This window comes from Sphingomonas qilianensis (genome assembly GCF_039614825.1).
GTDB lineage: Bacteria > Pseudomonadota > Alphaproteobacteria > Sphingomonadales > Sphingomonadaceae > Sphingomonas > Sphingomonas qilianensis.
Map to the genome: position 1 here is coordinate 172,916 of NZ_JBDIMF010000006.1, position 16,810 is coordinate 189,725.

Here is a 16,810-nt window from a genome sequence, read left to right on the forward strand (position 1 = left end):
GCTGGTCATGCGCTTTCCAGCATCGCCCAGATCGGCAAATGATCAGACGCCTTGCGCGAGGCCGCGCTGTGATGCGCGCCGCAATCGACCACTTTCAGATCGCGCGACACCATGATGCGATCGAGCCGCGCGATCGGGCGGCGGACGTGGAAGCTCGGGCTGGTCGGCGCGAAGGCATAATCCTTGCCGAAATCGCGCAGACAGCCGCTGGCCGCGCTCCATTCGTTGAGATCGCCCATCAGCACCGTCGGGCGGCGCTCGGCACTGCCATCGACATGGCTGAGGATCGCATGTGCCTGGCGCCGCCGCCACAGCCCGGACAGATCGAGATGCATGCCGACGACGCGCAGCGCGGTGCCGCCGATGCGGACGTCGGCCATCACAGCACCGCGCGGTTCGAGCGCGGGGAGGTGGATCGCTGCTTCATCGAGAACCACCGCGTCCTTGCGCACCAGCAGCACATTGCCGTGCCAGCCCATGCTACCAGCGCGCACGCCAAACGAAATCGGCTTCCACGGCGAATGTTCATCAAGCGTGTGGAGCGGAATGACGCACGCCCTGGCGCCGAACCGGCGATCCGCCTCCTGCAGCGCGATGACATCGGCATCGATCTCGCGCAGCACCTCCAGGATGCGCGCGGGATCGCGGCGCCGGTCAAGCCCGATGCCTTTGTGGATATTGTAGCTGGCGACCTTGATCATGCGGAGAGGGTAACGCCGCACGATGAAGATGTTGCCCGGCGGGACGAAAAACGCGCGCTGCCGGGGGCAGTAGCGCGGGGCGGCAGGAACATGGGCAGATCGATCGCCTTCACGAAGAGGGGCTGATGGCAAGATGGCCCCTTACGACACCCCCTTGTCAACCCGAAGGGGCGCTATGCACGGCAGACGCCACCGACCGTGCGACCGGCGGCGGTGACGCACTGGTGCTGAGGACGAGCTTCTGCACCACGATGTTGTCGTCAAGCCGCCACAGCTTGATCGTGTGGCGCCCCGCGCCGACGCTGCCCAGCGTTGCCGACAGCTGCACGAGATTGTCGCAGACGGCATCGGCCCAGCGCTTCTTGCCCGGCGTGTCCTGCGCGCCGCCGCTGGCTTCGAGCTGCAGCTGCAGCGCCTGCACCGCGCCGTCATTGAGCGAGACGCCGATGCGCGATCCGCCATGACCGCTCGTGTCCAGCGTCGGCGCGAGATGGAGCGTGAGCGTCGCCGGCCCCGCCTTGTGCACCACCACGTCATATTCCAGGCAAATGCCATCACCCGCTACGCTCGCGCCGCGGCCCTGTGGTAAAGCGAGTACCGCGCCCGCATCGTGGCCAAGATGGGGGATCGTCGTCCAGCGCAGACCCTTGCCATCGCGCGCGCGGCTGAACGCTGGCGCTTCGATCATCAGCACGCCCCCGTCTGCCGGTTGTGACGAGACGAATTTGGGCTGGCGGCGGCGCTCGGCCTCCGGCGTATCGGCGCCGATGCGCATGATGCTTGGCATCGTCTGCTGCGTGGGATCGTTCCAGCTGACGTAGCTCATATGGACCTGCGCCATCATGCCGTCCCATTTGCCACCGTTGATCGTATGGTAGCGCCGGGTCAATTCGCCATCACGGCGAAAGCTGGCTTCGACTTGGTCGGCGAAATAATTGGCACGCGGGTCGTTGCTTGCGCCGAGTGCGCGGTTCCAGGCGGTGGAGTAGTAAAGACGGTAAAGGTTGGCCATCGCGCTGACGGGGAATTCGATGATCTGGTAATAAGCGTCGCGCTGGTCGGGGCGCAGCGTCGCGCGCACTGCGGTCATGCGGGTCTCCAGCGCATCCCATTCGGCGACCATCGTGCCGAACTGACCCCCGTCGAGCCCCTCGGGGGTAATCCCGCCGATCGCGAAACTGTCCTGGTCGATCAATTCGGGTTTCCGCCGCGCGGCATATTGGCTGTAGGCAGTGATCATCTCGCCGATCGCCTTGCCCTCTGCAGCCCCGAAGGTCGCGCTGGCCCAGACGCGCGGATAGTCCGCAAGCATTGCTGGGGTCATCGCTTCGGGGTTCCACGCCTGCGCCAGGAAGAAGCCGAGCGGATATTCCATCGGCTTGATATCGCCGACATTGACGATCCAAATCGCCCGCGCGCCGCGCTGATAGGCGAGGTCCATCTGCTGCCAGATCTTCTCGATCTGGTTGGTGTTGACCCATTTGTAATTGCGCGGGCCGCCGACATAATCGAAATGATAATAGACGCCGTAACCGCCGCTGCGGGGCGCTACGGCGGGATCGGGCAGGCGCCGAATCTGGCCCCAATTGTCGTCCGAGAATAGCAGGGTGACGTCGTCCGGCACCTTCATGCCGTGATCGTAATAGTCCTGCACCTCCTTGTAGAGCGCCCAGACCTGCGGAGTCTCCGCGGGTGGCTTGCCAGTGACGTCGGCAATGATCTTGCGTTGATCGCTGACGATACGTTCGAGCAGCCCGGTCGCAGTGCCCTCCGCCATCGCCTCGTCGCCATCGCCGCGCATGCCGACGGTGACCAGCGAATCATACTGCCGCCCGCGACCCTTGGCCATCATGCGCTCGATGCCGCCGCGCCAGAACTTGCGCAGATTGTCGCCGTTCCTGGTATAGTCCCAGGCGCCGCCGGTCACGCCTTGGTCCTTGTGGCGGTGCCATTCCTCCTGCGCGCGCAGCATCGGTTCGTGGTGCGAATTGCCCATCACCACGCCCATCGCATCGGCCAGCACCATGCTCTTGGGATCGTCGTCGGCGAACGCCTTGCCCCACATTGCCGGCCACAGATAATTGCCCTTCATCCGCAGCAGCAGCTCGAAGACGTGGACGTACATCGCCGAAGTTACCCCGCCGAACGCCTTTTTGGCCCAGCCGCTGAGGCAGGGATCTTCATCGTTGATGAAGAAACCTCTATAGCGCACCTTGGGCTGGTCGCGGCGGCTGCCCGCCGGGATCAGCACGTCGCGCTGGCGCTGAACGGGGACGTCAGCGAACCAGTGCCACGGCGATACGCCGATGCGCTCCGACACGTCATAGGTGCCGAAAACCGCGCCGCGGCGATCCGACCCCACGATGACCAGCGCGCGCGCCACGCCTGGCAGCGGATTGTCCACGACGATCTGGCGGAATGCCTCCCACTCGCCTTTGATGTCGCCGGCGGCGATTTTGCCGGCAGCGACCAGTCCATCGATGATCGCGCTGTCCCCGAGCACCCCGATGATCACTGCCGGGCCGCGCAATTCCGCCGTGCCGCCATCGATCAATGCCGGCCGCGTGCCGCTGACCCGTCCCAGATCCAACGCGAAATTGGTCGCGACGTGGCGCACCGCGCTGTCGGTACCGGCGTCGATCACGAGCGACGCGGGCACGCCACCGGCGATCAGCGCGAAGGCGGTGCGCGGATCGACCCGAGGCGCGCGCGCGGGCGCGGCGAGGGCGTGCATCGGCATGGCGAGCAGCGTGGCGCTGCCTATCAGGCTGCGGCGCGACAGGGCTGGAGGGGTAAAGGCAGTCATGTTTCTCTCCTACGCGGGGGCCTATTATATCTCACCGCACGCGCCAGGGCGTGCCGCGGCCAGTCCGCTTGCGTTGCTGCACCACCGTCGGTTCGAGCTGGTCGGAGGTCATGCACCCGATCCGCTGCGCCGTACCGCGTGGCGTCATTTGAGCGGACGTGGCCCGAGACACAGGCGTAGGCGCCGGTCGGCTCGACGAAATCCAGGCATTTGAACGCCTCTGCGATACCTTTTCTGCGCCAGTGAGCCTGTCAGCTCCCTAAAATAATTGGTCAGAAAGTCAACGCAAATCAGCTAGGCCAATGTGTCGGTTATCTTTGCTAAACTACCGAAAGAGTGATCATTTTGGGGTGGGCCGATTATGACGGCGTATGATATGGTTGAGAAGGATCGTTAGTGATCAACTGCCTTTGCTATGGAAGACCATACGGTGAAGAACCGTGCCGTTCGTACGCGGACCCGCCCGCCCGCTAAAATGGAAGCTGCAGCCGCGCTCAATTGGTAAGGCCAATATAGTTGTTTTTTGCAAAATTTTGGCGAACAGATCATGGGGACTCGAGCGACGGCGGCTGACGACTTGATGAGCGTGCCGGATCGCAAGAGCGTAATGACCGGGGTAAGGCGAGGATGATAACAATTGGCGCACGATGAAAGTCTCGACGACCGTTATTTGATGACGCCGATGATGCGCTGGTTCGGGCCAGCGGATCCTGCGCCGCTGGCGCATATCCGGCAGGCCGGCGCGCACGAGGTGGTGACGGCGCTGCACGAGCTGCCCAACGGCGCGGTGTGGACGCAGGCGGATATCGCCGCGCGCAAGGCGATGATCGCCGCGACCGGGTTGGGCTGGACGGTGGTGGAGAGCCTGCCGGTGCACGAACAGATCAAGCGCGGCGGGCCGGATCGCGACCGGCTGCTTGATGCTTACCGCCGCTCGATCCGTCATCTCGGTGCCTGTGGCATTACCACAGTAACGTATAATTTTATGCCATTGCTCGATTGGACACGAACCGATCTCGCCTGGCCAATGCCTGATGGGGCGCTGGCGCTGCGTTTCGAATGGGTGGCAGTGGCGGTATATGACATTCACATTCTGCGCCGGCCTGGTGCAGATGCTGACTACGCGCCCGAGATATGTACGCTGGCCGCCCAGCGCTTTGCGGCCATGGACGATGCGGCGCGTCGCACGCTGGAGCGGACGATCATTGCCGGGCTGCCCGGTAGCGAAGAAAGCTTCGATTCACCGCAATTCCTGCGCGCGCTGGACAGCTATGCGGAGGTCGACGCGGCCGGTCTGCGCGCCAATCATCGCGCCTTTCTGGAGGCGGTATGCCCGGTTGCCGAAGAGGCCGGTGTGCGCCTGGTGGTTCATCCTGACGATCCGCCCTTCGCCATCTTCGGTTTGCCGCGCGTGGTGAGCACCGAAGCGGATGTCACCGATCTGTTCGCGCGGGTGCCAAGCCGCGCCAACGGATTATGCTTCTGCACTGGTTCGTTCGGCGCGCGACGCGACAACGATCTCGCCGGCATGGTACGGCGCTTGGGCGATCGCATCGGCTTCCTGCATCTTCGCTCGGTTCAGCATGAATCACAAAACAGCTTTCACGAAGCGGATCATCTCGGCGGCGATGCAGGGATGGCCGCAGTCGTCGCGGAAGTCGTCGCGTTATCGGATCGCGAACAGCGCCGCATCCCGATGCGCCCGGATCATGGCCACCAAATGATGGACGATCTGACCAAGACCACCAATCCGGGGTATTCGCTGATCGGCCGTATGCGGGGATTATCCGAATTACGGGGCCTTGAGCGGGGGCTGCGGCATGCGTGACGCTTTGTTTGGGCGCGAGGCAGTCGTCTGAGCATCGCCAAGAGCGCGCGAAATCACGGCCGCCAATCGGTACTGGTAGCGTTATCAGCATTGCGCTAGCCTCGGGCAAATTCCGAAAACAGGGGTAAGAGGATGACTGATAAGTTGAAAATCGCGCTGGCTCTGCTCGCATCTAGCGCTTTGGCGCCGACGGCGACTGCGCAAAGCGTGCCCGGCACGCTCCGCGATTCCACCGCGACACCCGAGCAGCGTGCGCGCGACATCGTCTCACGCATGACGCTGGAGGAAAAGGCGCGCCAGCTGGGGCACACCGCGCCCGCTATTCCGCGCTTGGGCGTGCCCGAATATAATTGGTGGAACGAGGGACTGCACGGCGTTGCACGCGCCGGCATCGCTACCGTCTTTCCGCAGGCGATCGGCATGGCGGCAACCTGGGATACGGCGCTGCTCAATCGGGTCGGCGCTACGGTATCAACCGAATTCCGTGCCAAGTTTCTCGAACGTCGGCTGCCCGATGGCGGCAGCGAATTCTACCGGGGCCTGACCGTCTGGTCGCCCAATATCAACATCTTCCGCGATCCGCGCTGGGGCCGCGGGCAAGAGACATATGGCGAGGATCCGTATCTCAGCGGGCGGCTTGGCATCGCCTATATTGACGGGCTGCAGGGCACCGATCCCCGCTTTTCCAAGGTGATCGCGACATCCAAGCATTTCGCGGTCCACAGCGGGCCGGAGAGCAACCGCCACCGCGAAGACGTCTATCCCAGCGCCTATGATCTGGAGGACACCTACCTGCCGGCATTTCGCGCGACCGTCACCGAAGGCAAGGTGCAATCGGTGATGTGCGTTTACAACGCCGTCAACGGCGTGCCCGGCTGCGCCAGCACAATGCTGATGGAGGATACTCTGCGGCAGAGTTGGGGATTCAAGGGCTATGTCGTGTCCGATTGCGGCGCGGCGGCGAATATCTACCGGCCCGATGCGCTCCATTATACCAAGACCGCGCCCGAGGGCATTGCGCTGGGCATCAAAGCAGGGATGGACCTGATCTGCGGCGATTATCGTAACAATATGACCACCGATGCGGACAGTATCGTCACCGCGGTGAACACGGGGCTGTTGCCGCAAGCCACGGTCGATCGTGCGCTGGAGCGGCTGTTCGTGGCGCGTGTCCGCCTGGGGCTGTTCGACGCCAAGCTGCCGTTCGCCGACATCACGGCGAAGGATTACGATACCCCCGCGAACCATGCCGTGTCGCGCAAGATTGCCGAAGAATCGATGGTGCTGCTCAAGAACGAGGGCGGGCTGCTGCCGATCAAGGGCGAGCCGCGCACTATCGCGGTGATCGGACCCAATGCCGATAGCGTCGATGCGCTGGTGGGCAATTATTACGGCACGCCATCGCGGCCGGTGACGGTGCTGGACGGCATCCGCGCGCGCTATCCGAACGCCAAGGTCGTGCATGTCCAGGGCACCGGACTGATCGGCCCGGCAGAAGTGCCGGTGCCGGACGATGCGCTGTGCGTCGATGCGGCATGCTCCACCAAGGGGCTCAAGGTAGAGTATTTCGCGGGCGCGAACCTCGACGGCTCGATGACCGGAAGCGAGACCACGGCGAACGCGCGGCTCGAGTGGCGCGGCGATCGTGAAACGTCAGCGCGGTGGACCGGCACGCTCGTGGCACCGGAAAGCGGGGAATACGGTTTCCGCTTCGCCAGCGAGAATGGCTACCGCGTGTTCGTCGGCGACAAGTTGGTGGTCGATGACTGGGGCGTCGGCGACGCTCCCTCGATCCTGTCCGGGACGATCACGCTGGAAAAGGGACGCCGTTACCCGATCCGCATCGAAGGCGTGCAACGCGGCGCGCGGAGCACGCAGCAACTGGTGTGGAGCGTGCCGAGCGCGGCCGGCGATCAAGCGCTCGCGGCGGCCAAGTCCGCTGACCTGGTGGTGTTTGTCGGCGGTTTGTCGGCGCGGATCGAGGGCGAGGAGATGAAAGTGCAAGCCCCGGGCTTTGCCGGTGGCGACCGCACCAGTCTGGACCTGCCGGCACCGCAACAGGCCCTGCTCGAACAGTTGAACGCGACCGGAAAGCCGCTGGTGCTGGTGCTGATGAACGGCAGCGCCTTGGCGGTGAACTGGGCCGACAAGAATGTGCCGGCGATCGTCGAGGCCTGGTATCCGGGCGGCGAGGGCGGCCACGCCGTTGCGGGGTTGCTGGCGGGCGACTTCAGCCCGGCGGGGCGGCTGCCGGTGACGTTTTACAAATCGGCCACCCAACTCCCTGCATTCAGCGACTATAGCATGAAGGGGCGGACCTATCGCTACTTCAGCGGCGAGGCGCTGTACCCGTTCGGTCATGGGTTGAGCTACACGAGCTTTGCCTACGCCGCGCCATCGCTGTCGACGACGCGGGTCGGGGCGGACGGCAAGGTCGATGTTTCGGTGGCGGTGCGCAATATCGGCGCGCGCGATGGCGATGAGGTCGTACAACTCTACGTCTCCCATCCGCGCGCGCGAAACGGATTGATCCGGTCGCTCGCCCGGTTCGAGCGCGTGCACCTGAAGAAAGGCGAGACGCGGCAAGTGACCTTCACGCTCGATGCGCGTGCGCTGAGCCTCGTCGATGCCAAGGGCGTGCGGCGGCTGACGCCGGGGCCGGTGAAGCTGTGGATCGGCGGCGGCCAGCCCGTTACCCGGGCTGGGCTGCCGATCGCGGCCGGCAGCGCGGCAGACCTGACCGTCGTTGGTCAAGCGGTGTTGCCGCGCTGACCGGCCTCGGCGCCGGGCAAAAGTCCTGCGCCGAGACCGATATCGGGGCTCGCATTCGCCGTCTTCCGGCGGATTCGCTCCGGCGTGCCAAATGCGCCGCCGGGGCAATGCGACCGACATGTGCGGCAGGGGGTCGGCTTTATTAAGCGGATAGTGTAGGGAAAGGCATGGCCAATCTCGACATCTGCCGCGATTGTGCGGTGCGCGACCAAGCGCTGTGCGCGAGCCTGAGCGACACGGAGCTGGCCGCGCTCAATACGATTGGCCGGCGCCAGAGCGTCGGACGCGGCGAGACGGTGATTTGGGCGGGGGATGAGAGCATCGTTTGCGCCAATCTGTTGTCAGGTATGCTGAAGCTCGTCGCCGCGACGTCCGATGGCCGCGAACAGATTGTGGGCCTGCTCCATCCTGCCGATTTTGTCGGTCAGGCCTATGCCGGGCTTGCCGATTTCACCATCACTGCGTTGACCGATGCCGAGCTATGCGTGTTTCCGCGCGCCGCGTTCCAGCGCGTGCTCGAGGACCATGGCCGCATGGAGCGGCTGTTGCTGCAGCGGACGCTGGCTGCGCTGAGCGATGCTCGGGGCCGCATGTTGTCACTGGCGCGCAAATCAGCCGAAGAAAAGATCGCCGACTTTCTGCTGCAAATGGCGCTGCGCGCATCGGGCACCGGATGTCGCGCGACGCCGGATGGACCACTGACTTTTGACCTGCCGCTCACCCGTGGCCAGATCGGCGACATTCTGGGGCTGACGATCGAGACGGTGAGCCGCCAGATGACTCGGCTTAAGGGGGCCGGGGTGATCGGTCTGCCGGGCGGTCGGGCCGTCACTATCTCGGATCGAAGTGCATTGGAAATGCGGGCCCGTGCCGCTTAGCAGGGTGCATCCTGACGTTGAGCTGCAACGCACCGTCAGGCCAAAGCGCCTTCAAGATTGGCAAGCGCGGAGCGGGTGAGGCGGGTACTGCCGAGCGACAGCAGGAACAGCCGTTCACAATCCAGCGCTCGACGACCGCCTTCGAACAGAAATCTGAGCATGTAGCTCAACATGTCGATCGCGGCAGGCGTGAGCGATCGCGACCGCAAGATGTCTGCCGTGTCTTCGGCGTGCATCGCATCCGAGATCTGGCGCAGCAGGATGCGCGACAAGATGCTGCGCGTCACGCTCGGTTCGTTGCCGGAGAAGAATCGCCCAAGAAATGAGCTCGTCGTTTTGACATGGGCGATGGTGGCGCGCTCGATCTTGTCGGCTAGCGTCCGGCGGTCCTCGAGCGGAGGATAAGCCGGCAGGCAATCCGCCAGGCTTTCCAACTCGTCACACAGATCGCGCAACCGCGCGTGATCCGTCAAAAGGCCCTGCAAGGCGGATTTGCTGATCAGCTTCGGGCGACGGGGGAAGGGCAGTACCTTGGCATTCTGCCGTGCCGCCACCGGCCCGTGTCCGCGCAACACCCCATGGGTCGCGCCAAGCGGCCGATGCGCCTCGATCCGGCTGATATCATGGCGTGGAGGCAATTCGCCGTCATGCTCGGGCGTATCGGCCATTTCCGGATCCTGTCAGGCCGCTGCGACGGGGGTTTTGCGCCCCCAATCCCGGCCGAGCGCCAAGGCCGCCAGCGTGCATAGCGCGCCCGACAAGAGATAGACGCCGACCGAGATCAGCCCGAACCGGCTTGCCAGCAACAGCGCCGCGAGCGGCGCGAACGCGGCGCCGATGAACCAGGATGCGGTGGCCGTGGTGCCGGAGCCGGTATAGCGATGCTTGGGTGAGAAGCTGCCGTTGACCGCGCCAGACGACTGTCCGAACGACAGGCCGAGCAGGACGAAGCCCAGCATCATATAGGTCCATTCGCCGGCGGGGCCCTTGGCCAGAAGTTGTGGCGCGAAACCGCTGTAACCGGCGATCAGCGCGGCGGAGACGCCGAGCAACGTGCGACGGCCGACACGATCGGCGATCACGCCCGACAGTGTCACAGCGACCAGGCAGACCAGGGCGCCGACCAGTTCGATGACAAGAAAGCGGACCGGTGGCTCGCCAGAGGTAAGCACGAACCAGGATAGCGGAAAGACTGTGACAAGGTGGAACAGAGCGAAGCTCGCTAGCGGCGCGAATGCCCCCAGCACGACCGTCCGCCCCTCTTCGCGCAGCAACGTGGCAAGCGACGATGGTTGAAGCTCGCGGCTCTCGAACAGCTGCTTGAATCCCGGCGTCGAAATCAGCCGCAGCCGCGCGAACAAAGCCACCACGTTGATCACAAAGGCGACAAAGAAGGGGAAGCGCCAGCCCCAATCCAGGAAATCGGGCGTGCTGAGCGCGCTCAACAGATAGGCGAAGACAGCGGCGGCGACGAACAACCCGACGGGGGCACCGAGCTGCGGAATCATCGCGAACCACCCGCGCCGCGCCGCAGGAGCGTTCAGCGACAACAGGGCAGGAAGGCCATCCCAGGTGCCGCCGAGCGCAAAGCCCTGGCCCAGCCGGAACAGCGCCAGCAGGATAACGGCCAAGCCGCCGGCCTGGGCGTGGCTGGGCACGAAGGCGATTGCCGCGGTTGACCCGCCGAGCAGGAACAAAGCTGCGGTCAGCTTGACGCCGCGGCCGTGCTTGCGGTCAATCCACATGAAGGCCAGCGCGCCGAACGGCCGCGCGACAAAGGCGAGCGCGAAGACCGCAAAGGAATAAAGCGTGCCGGTGAGCGCATCGACATAGGGGAAGATGACCGCGGGGAAGACCAGCACCGAGGCGATTGCATAGACGAAGAAATCGAAAAATTCCGATGATCGCCCAATGATCACGCCGACCGCGATATCGCCCGGTCGAATCTCATGCTCGTGCGCGTTGATCAGCTGCGCGTCGCGCTCCAAGGGGGTCGAATTCCCTGCGGCCCCAGTTGTGCCGAGTGTCGTGGCTACCATCGCGTTCCGTCCTATTTGCTCAGCCGTTCGTGGCGACGACTGCGGCGGCGCGCCGTGAGCAATCGGCGATGCCAACGACCACGATATAGCGAGCAACAATCAGCAAAACTTTGACCGGGGTCAAAGTCCGGCAGTCGATCCGTGGGCTAGGTGCCAACTATGGCCAGACCAACTTTTCATCGTATTCGCAGGGCCTTGTGCCTTCCTCTCGCGGCCATGCCGATATTGCTGGGCGGCTGCGAGATGGTCGTCATGAACCCGACCGGCGATATTGCCGTTCAGCAGCGCAATCTTATCTTGTTTTCAACCGGGGTAATGCTGCTGATCATCGTGCCGGTGATGGTTCTCACGGTGCTGTTCGCCTGGCGCTATCGCCGCGGCAACCCGAACAAGGTCTATGATCCCAATTTCGATCATTCGACGACGCTCGAGCTCGTCATCTGGGCGTGTCCGCTGCTGATCATTATTGCGCTCAGCGTGGTGACCTGGACGAGCACGCATCTCCTCGATCCGTTCCGGCCGCTGGAACGCCTCTCGGCGGGTCGGCCGCTGGCGGCGAATACCAAGCCGCTCGAGGTGCAGGTCGTCGCGCTCGACTGGAAATGGCTGTTTATCTATCCCGAGCAAGGCATCGCCACAGTCAACGAACTGGCCCTGCCGGTCGATGTGCCGGTGCACTTTTCGATCACCTCGACGAGCCAGTTCAGCACCTTCTACGCGCCGACCATGGCGGGCATGATCTACGCGATGCCGGGGATGAAGTCAGTGCTTAACGCGGTGCTCAACGCGCCGGGCGAGAGCTGGGGCTTTTCAGGCAATTATACGGGCCGCGGGCATAGTGACATGCGCTTCAAGCTGCGTGGGCTGGCGCCGGCGGATTTCGACCGCTGGGTCGCGCGGGTGAAGACCAGCAAGGACGGCGCGCTCGCGACGGCCAGTTACATCGCGCTGGAACAACCCAGCATCAAGGAGCCGGTACAGTATTTTGGGTCGGTGATGCCTGGTCTGTTCGAGCGTGCGCTCAATCGTTGCGTTGCGCCCGGCACGCCGTGCATGGTCGACGTGATGCGCCGCGACATGGCGCGCAGCGGCGGGGACATGCCGGGGCGGAGCGCCGCGCCGCTGCATGGCAACACGCCGACCCCGGCCATCTTCAAGGCGCCCGAAGACAAGGGCACGGGCCCCAACGTGACCAAGCCCGCCAAGCCCGGTGCGCCCGGCGAACGCAAGCAAGGCGATCCGCGCAATCGCGACATGTCCGCCACGCAGCCCTTCCTCGCCCCCGGTGCGCTCCGCACCGTGCGGGTCTGATCCCCAACCATCGGGACAAACATGAGCGATCACCTTCTCAAATCGATCTTCGGACGGCTCACCTGGGAATCCTTTCCCCTGCACGAACCGATCCTGCTGACGACCTTCGTTGTCGTCGTGCTGCTTGGGGTCGCGCTGGTCGGCGCGGCGACGTACTTCCGGCTGTGGGGCTATCTGTGGAGCGAATGGTTCACCAGCGTCGATCACAAGCGGATCGGCATCATGTACATCATCCTCGGCATCATCATGCTGCTGCGCGGTTTTTCGGATGCGTTGATGATGCGCGCGCAGCAGGCGATCGCCTTCGGGGACAATCCGGGCTATCTCGCGGCGCACCATTACGATCAGATTTTCACCGCGCACGGCACGATCATGATCTTCTTCGTGGCCATTCCGCTGGTCGTCGGGATCGTCAACTTCGTCATGCCGCTGCAGATCGGCGCGCGCGACGTGGCGTTCCCGTTCCTAAATAATCTGAGCTTCTGGCTGACCGCGGCAGGCGCCGTGCTGGTGATGATCTCGCTGTTCGTCGGCGAGTTCGCGAGCACCGGCTGGCTCTCCTACGCGCCGCTCGCGGGCCTCGCCTACAGCCCCGAAACTGGCGTCGATTACTATCTGTGGGCGCTACAGATCGCCGGGGTCGGTACGACGCTGTCGGCAATCAACATGGTCGCGACCGTAATCAAGATGCGCGCGCCCGGCATGACGATGATGAAGATGCCGGTATTCTGCTGGACGGCGTTTTGCTCGAACATTCTGGCCATCGCGATCTTCCCGGCGCTGACCGCCGCCTTCTTCCTGCTCATGCTCGATCGCTATATCGGCACGCATTTCTTCACCAACGAGCTTGGCGGCGCGCCGATGATGTATTGGAACATGGTTTGGATCTGGGGCCACCCCGAGGTCTATGTCCTCGTCCTCCCGGCCTTCGGCATCTATTCCGAAATCACCTCGACCTTCACCGGTAAGCGGCTCTTCGGCTATTCGTCGATGGTCTATGCGACGGTGGTGATCACGATCCTGTCGTATCTCGTCTGGCTGCACCATTTCTTCACCATGGGAGCGGGGCCGAGCGTCAACAGCTTCTTCGGCATCGCCACGATGGTTATCGCGATCCCGACCGGCGCCAAGATCTTCAACTGGCTGTTCACGATGTATCGCGGTGACATCCGTTTCGAACTGCCGATGATGTGGGTGGTGGCGTTCATGCTGACCTTCGTGGTCGGTGGGATGACCGGCGTGCTGCTGGCGATTCCGCCCGCCGATTTCGTGCTGCACAACTCGCTGTTCCTGGTGGCGCATTTTCACAATGTGATCATCGGCGGCGTGGTGTTCGGGCTGTTCGCCGGGATGGTCTATTGGTTCCCCAAGGCGTTCGGCTTCAAGCTCGACGAATTCTGGGGCAAGGTTGCCTTCTGGGGCTGGGTGATCGGTTACTGGATTGCCTGGACACCGATCTACGTCGTCGGGCTGATGGGCACCACGCGCCGCGTGAACCATTTCGACGATCCCAGCCTCCAGCCGTATTTCGTGATCGCCGCGATCGGCTCGGTGATCATCCTGATCGGCATCCTCGGTTTCGTGATGAGCATCGTCATGGGCTTCGTGAAGCGCGACCAGCTGCGTGACCTGACCGGCGATCCCTGGGATGGCCGCACGCTCGAATGGTCGACCAGTTCGCCGCCGCCCGCGTATAACTTCGCCTTCACGCCGGTGATCCACGATCTGGATGCATGGTATGACATGAAGAGCCGCGGGTACGAGCGGCCGGCAGGGGGCTATCGCCCGATCCACATGCCGCGCAACACGGGCACCGGCGTGATCCTCGCCGGGCTCGCGCTCAGCCTGGGCTTCGGCATGGTGTGGTACATGTGGTGGCTCGCCGCACTGAGCTTCGCGGGGCTGATCGTCGTCGCCGCGGCGCATACCTTCAACTTCGCGCGCGACTATTTCATTCCGGCCGAGGAGGTGGCGCTGACCGAAAGCAAGCGCCATCCGCTGGTCCAGGGAGCCTGACATGACCGACCACACGCTCGCCCCCAGCGACGCCGCGCCGACCTGGCATCTGGCCGACGACGATGATCACGATCATGGCGGCAACGGCGCCACCGTGCTCGGTTTCTGGATCTACCTGATGAGCGACGCGCTGATCTTCGCCTCGCTGTTCGCGATGTTCGGCGTGGTCAGGACGAGTTACGCCGGCGGCCCGATGCCGCACGAGATCTTCGAGCTGCCGCTGGTCGCGCTCAACACTGCGCTGCTGCTGGCCTCGTCGATCACCTTTGGCCAGGCGATGCCGCATATCGAGGCCGGGCGTGTCGGCCCGACGCGCTTCTGGCTCGCCGTCACCGGCCTGCTCGGCGCGGCGTTCGTCGGCATCGAGCTGTACGAATTCTCGACGCTGATCGCGGAGGGCGCGACCCCGCAGCGCAGCGCCTTCCTCTCGGCCTTCTTCACTTTGGTCGGCACGCATGGCGCACACGTCACGGTCGGGCTGCTGTGGATCGGTGTGCTGCTCGTGCAGCTTGGGCAGCACGGGCTCAGCCAGCCAATGAAGCGCCGGCTGATCTGCCTGTCGATGTTCTGGCATTTCCTCGACATCATCTGGATCGGTGTCTTCACCTTCGTCTATCTGTTTGGAGCCATCCGGTGAGCCATCCCTCGACCGCGCAAGACGCCGCCCACGGGCACGACACACCCGGGCACGACACGCCCGGCCACAGCCGGCGCGGCTATCACATCGGGACGATCCTCTCGATCATCCTGACGGTCATACCGTTCTGGCTCGTCATGTCCGGGGTGATCCAGGATGGGCAGACCACCGCGGCGCTGATTTTCGCCATGGGGTTCATCCAGATCATCGTCCACGTGCTGTGCTTCCTGCATCTCGACACGCGCTCCGAGGGCGGTTGGACGCTGCTCGCCTTCCTGTTCACCACGGTGATCGTGGTGCTGACGATCGCCGGATCGATCTGGGTGATGTATCACCTCAACGCCAACATGATGCCGATGCCGATGGCCGGGAACATGACCGGCGGGATGTAGCGACCGCTGCCCCGAGTATGATCCACACGACCTGGACCGACCCGCCGCCCACGTCATCCTGACCTTGTGTCAGGCCCCCCTGGGCGGTCTTGAGCCGCGCACGCGATGCCGCCGTTCGCGCAAGGGTGCTGATGCAAGTTCAGCATGACGGGAGTTGGTGCAACGTAGGTGGATCAAACTTCAAAGCGCCGAGCATTCGCGGGGCATTCCGGGGGCGCGTTCGGCGACCGACGCCGTCAAATACAGCCCGCCGCGTCGGTTCGATAGCGGTGCCAATGGAACAGAGGAAGCCGACCAATGTCGACCATGAAAGCCGCCGTCGCCCGCGCATTCCGCCAACCGCTGAGCATCGAGGATGTCCCCATCCCCGCGCCCGGCGCTGGAGAGGTGCTGGTCAAGATCGAGGCGACGGGCGTCTGCCACACCGACATCCATGCGATCGATGGCGATTGGCCGGTTCCCCCGGTCATGCCGCTGATCCCCGGCCATGAGGGTGTCGGCTATGTCGCGGCGGTCGGCAGCGGCGTAACGGATCTGAAAGAGGGCGATGCGGTGGGGATCCCCTGGCTGCATGATGCGTGCGGCCAATGCGAATATTGCCAGAGCGGCTGGGAGACGTTGTGCGAACGGCAGAACAACAGCGGCTACAGCGTCAACGGCACCTATGCCGAATATGCCATCGCGCGCGCCGCCTATGTCGGGCATCTTCCCGCCAATCCCGATTTCGCCGCGCTGGCGCCGATCCTGTGCGCTGGCGTCACCACCTATAAGGGCCTGAAGGAAACCGAGGCGCGCCCCGGCGAATGGGTGGTGATCTCGGGCATCGGCGGGCTGGGACATGTCGCGATCCAATATGCCAAGGCGATGGGCCTGCATGTCGCCGCGCTCGACGTATCGGAGGACAAACTGGCACTCGCGCGCAGCCTGGGCGCCGATGTGACGGCGAATGGCGCAATTGAGGACGTGGTGGCAAAAGTGCTCGCGGCGACCGGGGGCGGCGCGCACGGGGTGCTGGTCACCGCGGTATCCCCGACCGCCTTTTCGCAGGCGATCGCCTGCGCCCGCCGGCGTGGCACCGTCGCGCTGGTCGGCCTGCCGCCGGGCGCATTCCCGACCCCGATCTTCGATGTGGTGCTCAAGCGCATCACCGTGCGCGGGTCGATCGTCGGCACGCGCCGCGATCTGGCCGAGGCGCTGGCGTTCGCGGCGGAGGGCAAGGTGCGCGCGACAGTGACGGTCGAGCCGCTCGATCAGGTCAACGCCGTGCTCGATCGATTGCGGCAGGGCAAGGTCGATGGCCGCATCGTGCTGCGCCCCTGAAGCCCGCGCGGCATATTCAAGGGTGATGTCGCATCCGCTGCTCTGCTAGGGCGGCGGCGCTGGCGCAATGACGCCTTCACCTGAGACGATGGGCCGAGCCCGTCGTCCCT

12 protein-coding genes are annotated in these 16,810 nt (G+C 64.2%); 8 read left to right on the forward strand and 4 right to left on the reverse strand.

The genetic code is table 11. The features are described from left to right. Nucleotides 1-5 precede the first annotated feature (5 nt). The gene (locus ABC969_RS13975; protein WP_345865867.1) at nucleotides 6-701 is read right to left on the reverse strand and encodes an endonuclease/exonuclease/phosphatase family protein; all 696 of its coding nucleotides are present in this window, start codon (nucleotides 699-701) and stop codon (nucleotides 6-8) included. Between the two features lie 157 nt (nucleotides 702-858). Next, nucleotides 859-3,507, reverse strand: coding sequence for a glycosyl hydrolase 115 family protein (locus ABC969_RS13980; protein ID WP_345865726.1), 2,649 nt, complete (start codon nucleotides 3,505-3,507; stop codon nucleotides 859-861). A 637-nt stretch (nucleotides 3,508-4,144) separates the two neighbouring features. Between ABC969_RS13980 and uxuA the strand changes: the two genes are divergently transcribed. The 3 genes from uxuA to ABC969_RS13995 all read left to right on the forward strand — a co-directional run bounded on the left by uxuA (nucleotide 4,145) and on the right by ABC969_RS13995 (nucleotide 8,985). Continuing rightward, entirely contained in the window at nucleotides 4,145-5,335 is a 1,191-nt protein-coding gene (uxuA, locus tag ABC969_RS13985) for a mannonate dehydratase (RefSeq protein WP_345865727.1), read from the forward strand. Between the two features lie 132 nt (nucleotides 5,336-5,467). Beyond that, nucleotides 5,468-8,107 carry a glycoside hydrolase family 3 protein gene (locus ABC969_RS13990; RefSeq protein ID WP_345865729.1) on the forward strand — a complete coding sequence of 880 codons (2,640 nt, stop codon included), beginning with the start codon at nucleotides 5,468-5,470 and terminating at the stop codon, nucleotides 8,105-8,107. A 167-nt stretch (nucleotides 8,108-8,274) separates the two neighbouring features. Next, nucleotides 8,275-8,985 carry a Crp/Fnr family transcriptional regulator gene (locus tag ABC969_RS13995; RefSeq protein WP_345865730.1) on the forward strand — a complete coding sequence of 237 codons (711 nt, stop codon included), beginning with the start codon at nucleotides 8,275-8,277 and terminating at the stop codon, nucleotides 8,983-8,985. 35 nt (nucleotides 8,986-9,020) lie between these two features. Here ABC969_RS13995 and ABC969_RS14000 read toward each other — a convergent pair whose 3' ends face one another. Both ABC969_RS14000 and ABC969_RS14005 read right to left on the reverse strand, forming a co-directional pair. Beyond that, nucleotides 9,021-9,653: a hypothetical protein gene (locus ABC969_RS14000; RefSeq protein WP_345865731.1), complete on the reverse strand. Its 633-nt coding sequence runs from the start codon at nucleotides 9,651-9,653 to the stop codon at nucleotides 9,021-9,023. Between the two features lie 12 nt (nucleotides 9,654-9,665). Continuing rightward, entirely contained in the window at nucleotides 9,666-11,024 is a 1,359-nt protein-coding gene (locus ABC969_RS14005; RefSeq protein WP_345865733.1) for an MFS transporter, read from the reverse strand. Nucleotides 11,025-11,240: 216 nt separating this feature from the next. Here ABC969_RS14005 and cyoA point away from each other — a divergent pair, with 216 nt between their 5' ends. The 5 genes from cyoA (at nucleotide 11,241) to adhP (ending at nucleotide 16,700) form a co-directional block, all read left to right on the forward strand. Beyond that, complete coding sequence (gene cyoA, locus ABC969_RS14010; protein ID WP_345865734.1) at nucleotides 11,241-12,335, forward strand: ubiquinol oxidase subunit II; 1,095 nt, start codon at nucleotides 11,241-11,243, stop codon at nucleotides 12,333-12,335. Nucleotides 12,336-12,356: 21 nt separating this feature from the next. Beyond that, nucleotides 12,357-14,351: a cytochrome o ubiquinol oxidase subunit I gene (gene cyoB, locus ABC969_RS14015; protein ID WP_345865735.1), complete on the forward strand. Its 1,995-nt coding sequence runs from the start codon at nucleotides 12,357-12,359 to the stop codon at nucleotides 14,349-14,351. A gap of 1 nt (nucleotide 14,352) precedes the next feature. Further along, nucleotides 14,353-14,988, forward strand: coding sequence for a cytochrome o ubiquinol oxidase subunit III (gene cyoC / locus ABC969_RS14020; protein ID WP_345865736.1), 636 nt, complete (start codon nucleotides 14,353-14,355; stop codon nucleotides 14,986-14,988). Continuing rightward, a complete protein-coding gene (gene cyoD, locus ABC969_RS14025) occupies nucleotides 14,985-15,380 on the forward strand; it encodes a cytochrome o ubiquinol oxidase subunit IV (protein ID WP_345865737.1) in 396 nt (131 codons plus the stop codon). Before cyoC ends, cyoD begins: the two co-directional genes overlap by 4 nt. A 297-nt stretch (nucleotides 15,381-15,677) precedes the next feature. After that, a complete protein-coding gene (adhP, locus tag ABC969_RS14030) occupies nucleotides 15,678-16,700 on the forward strand; it encodes an alcohol dehydrogenase AdhP (RefSeq protein WP_345865738.1) in 1,023 nt (340 codons plus the stop codon). Nucleotides 16,701-16,810: the final 110 nt, after the last annotated feature.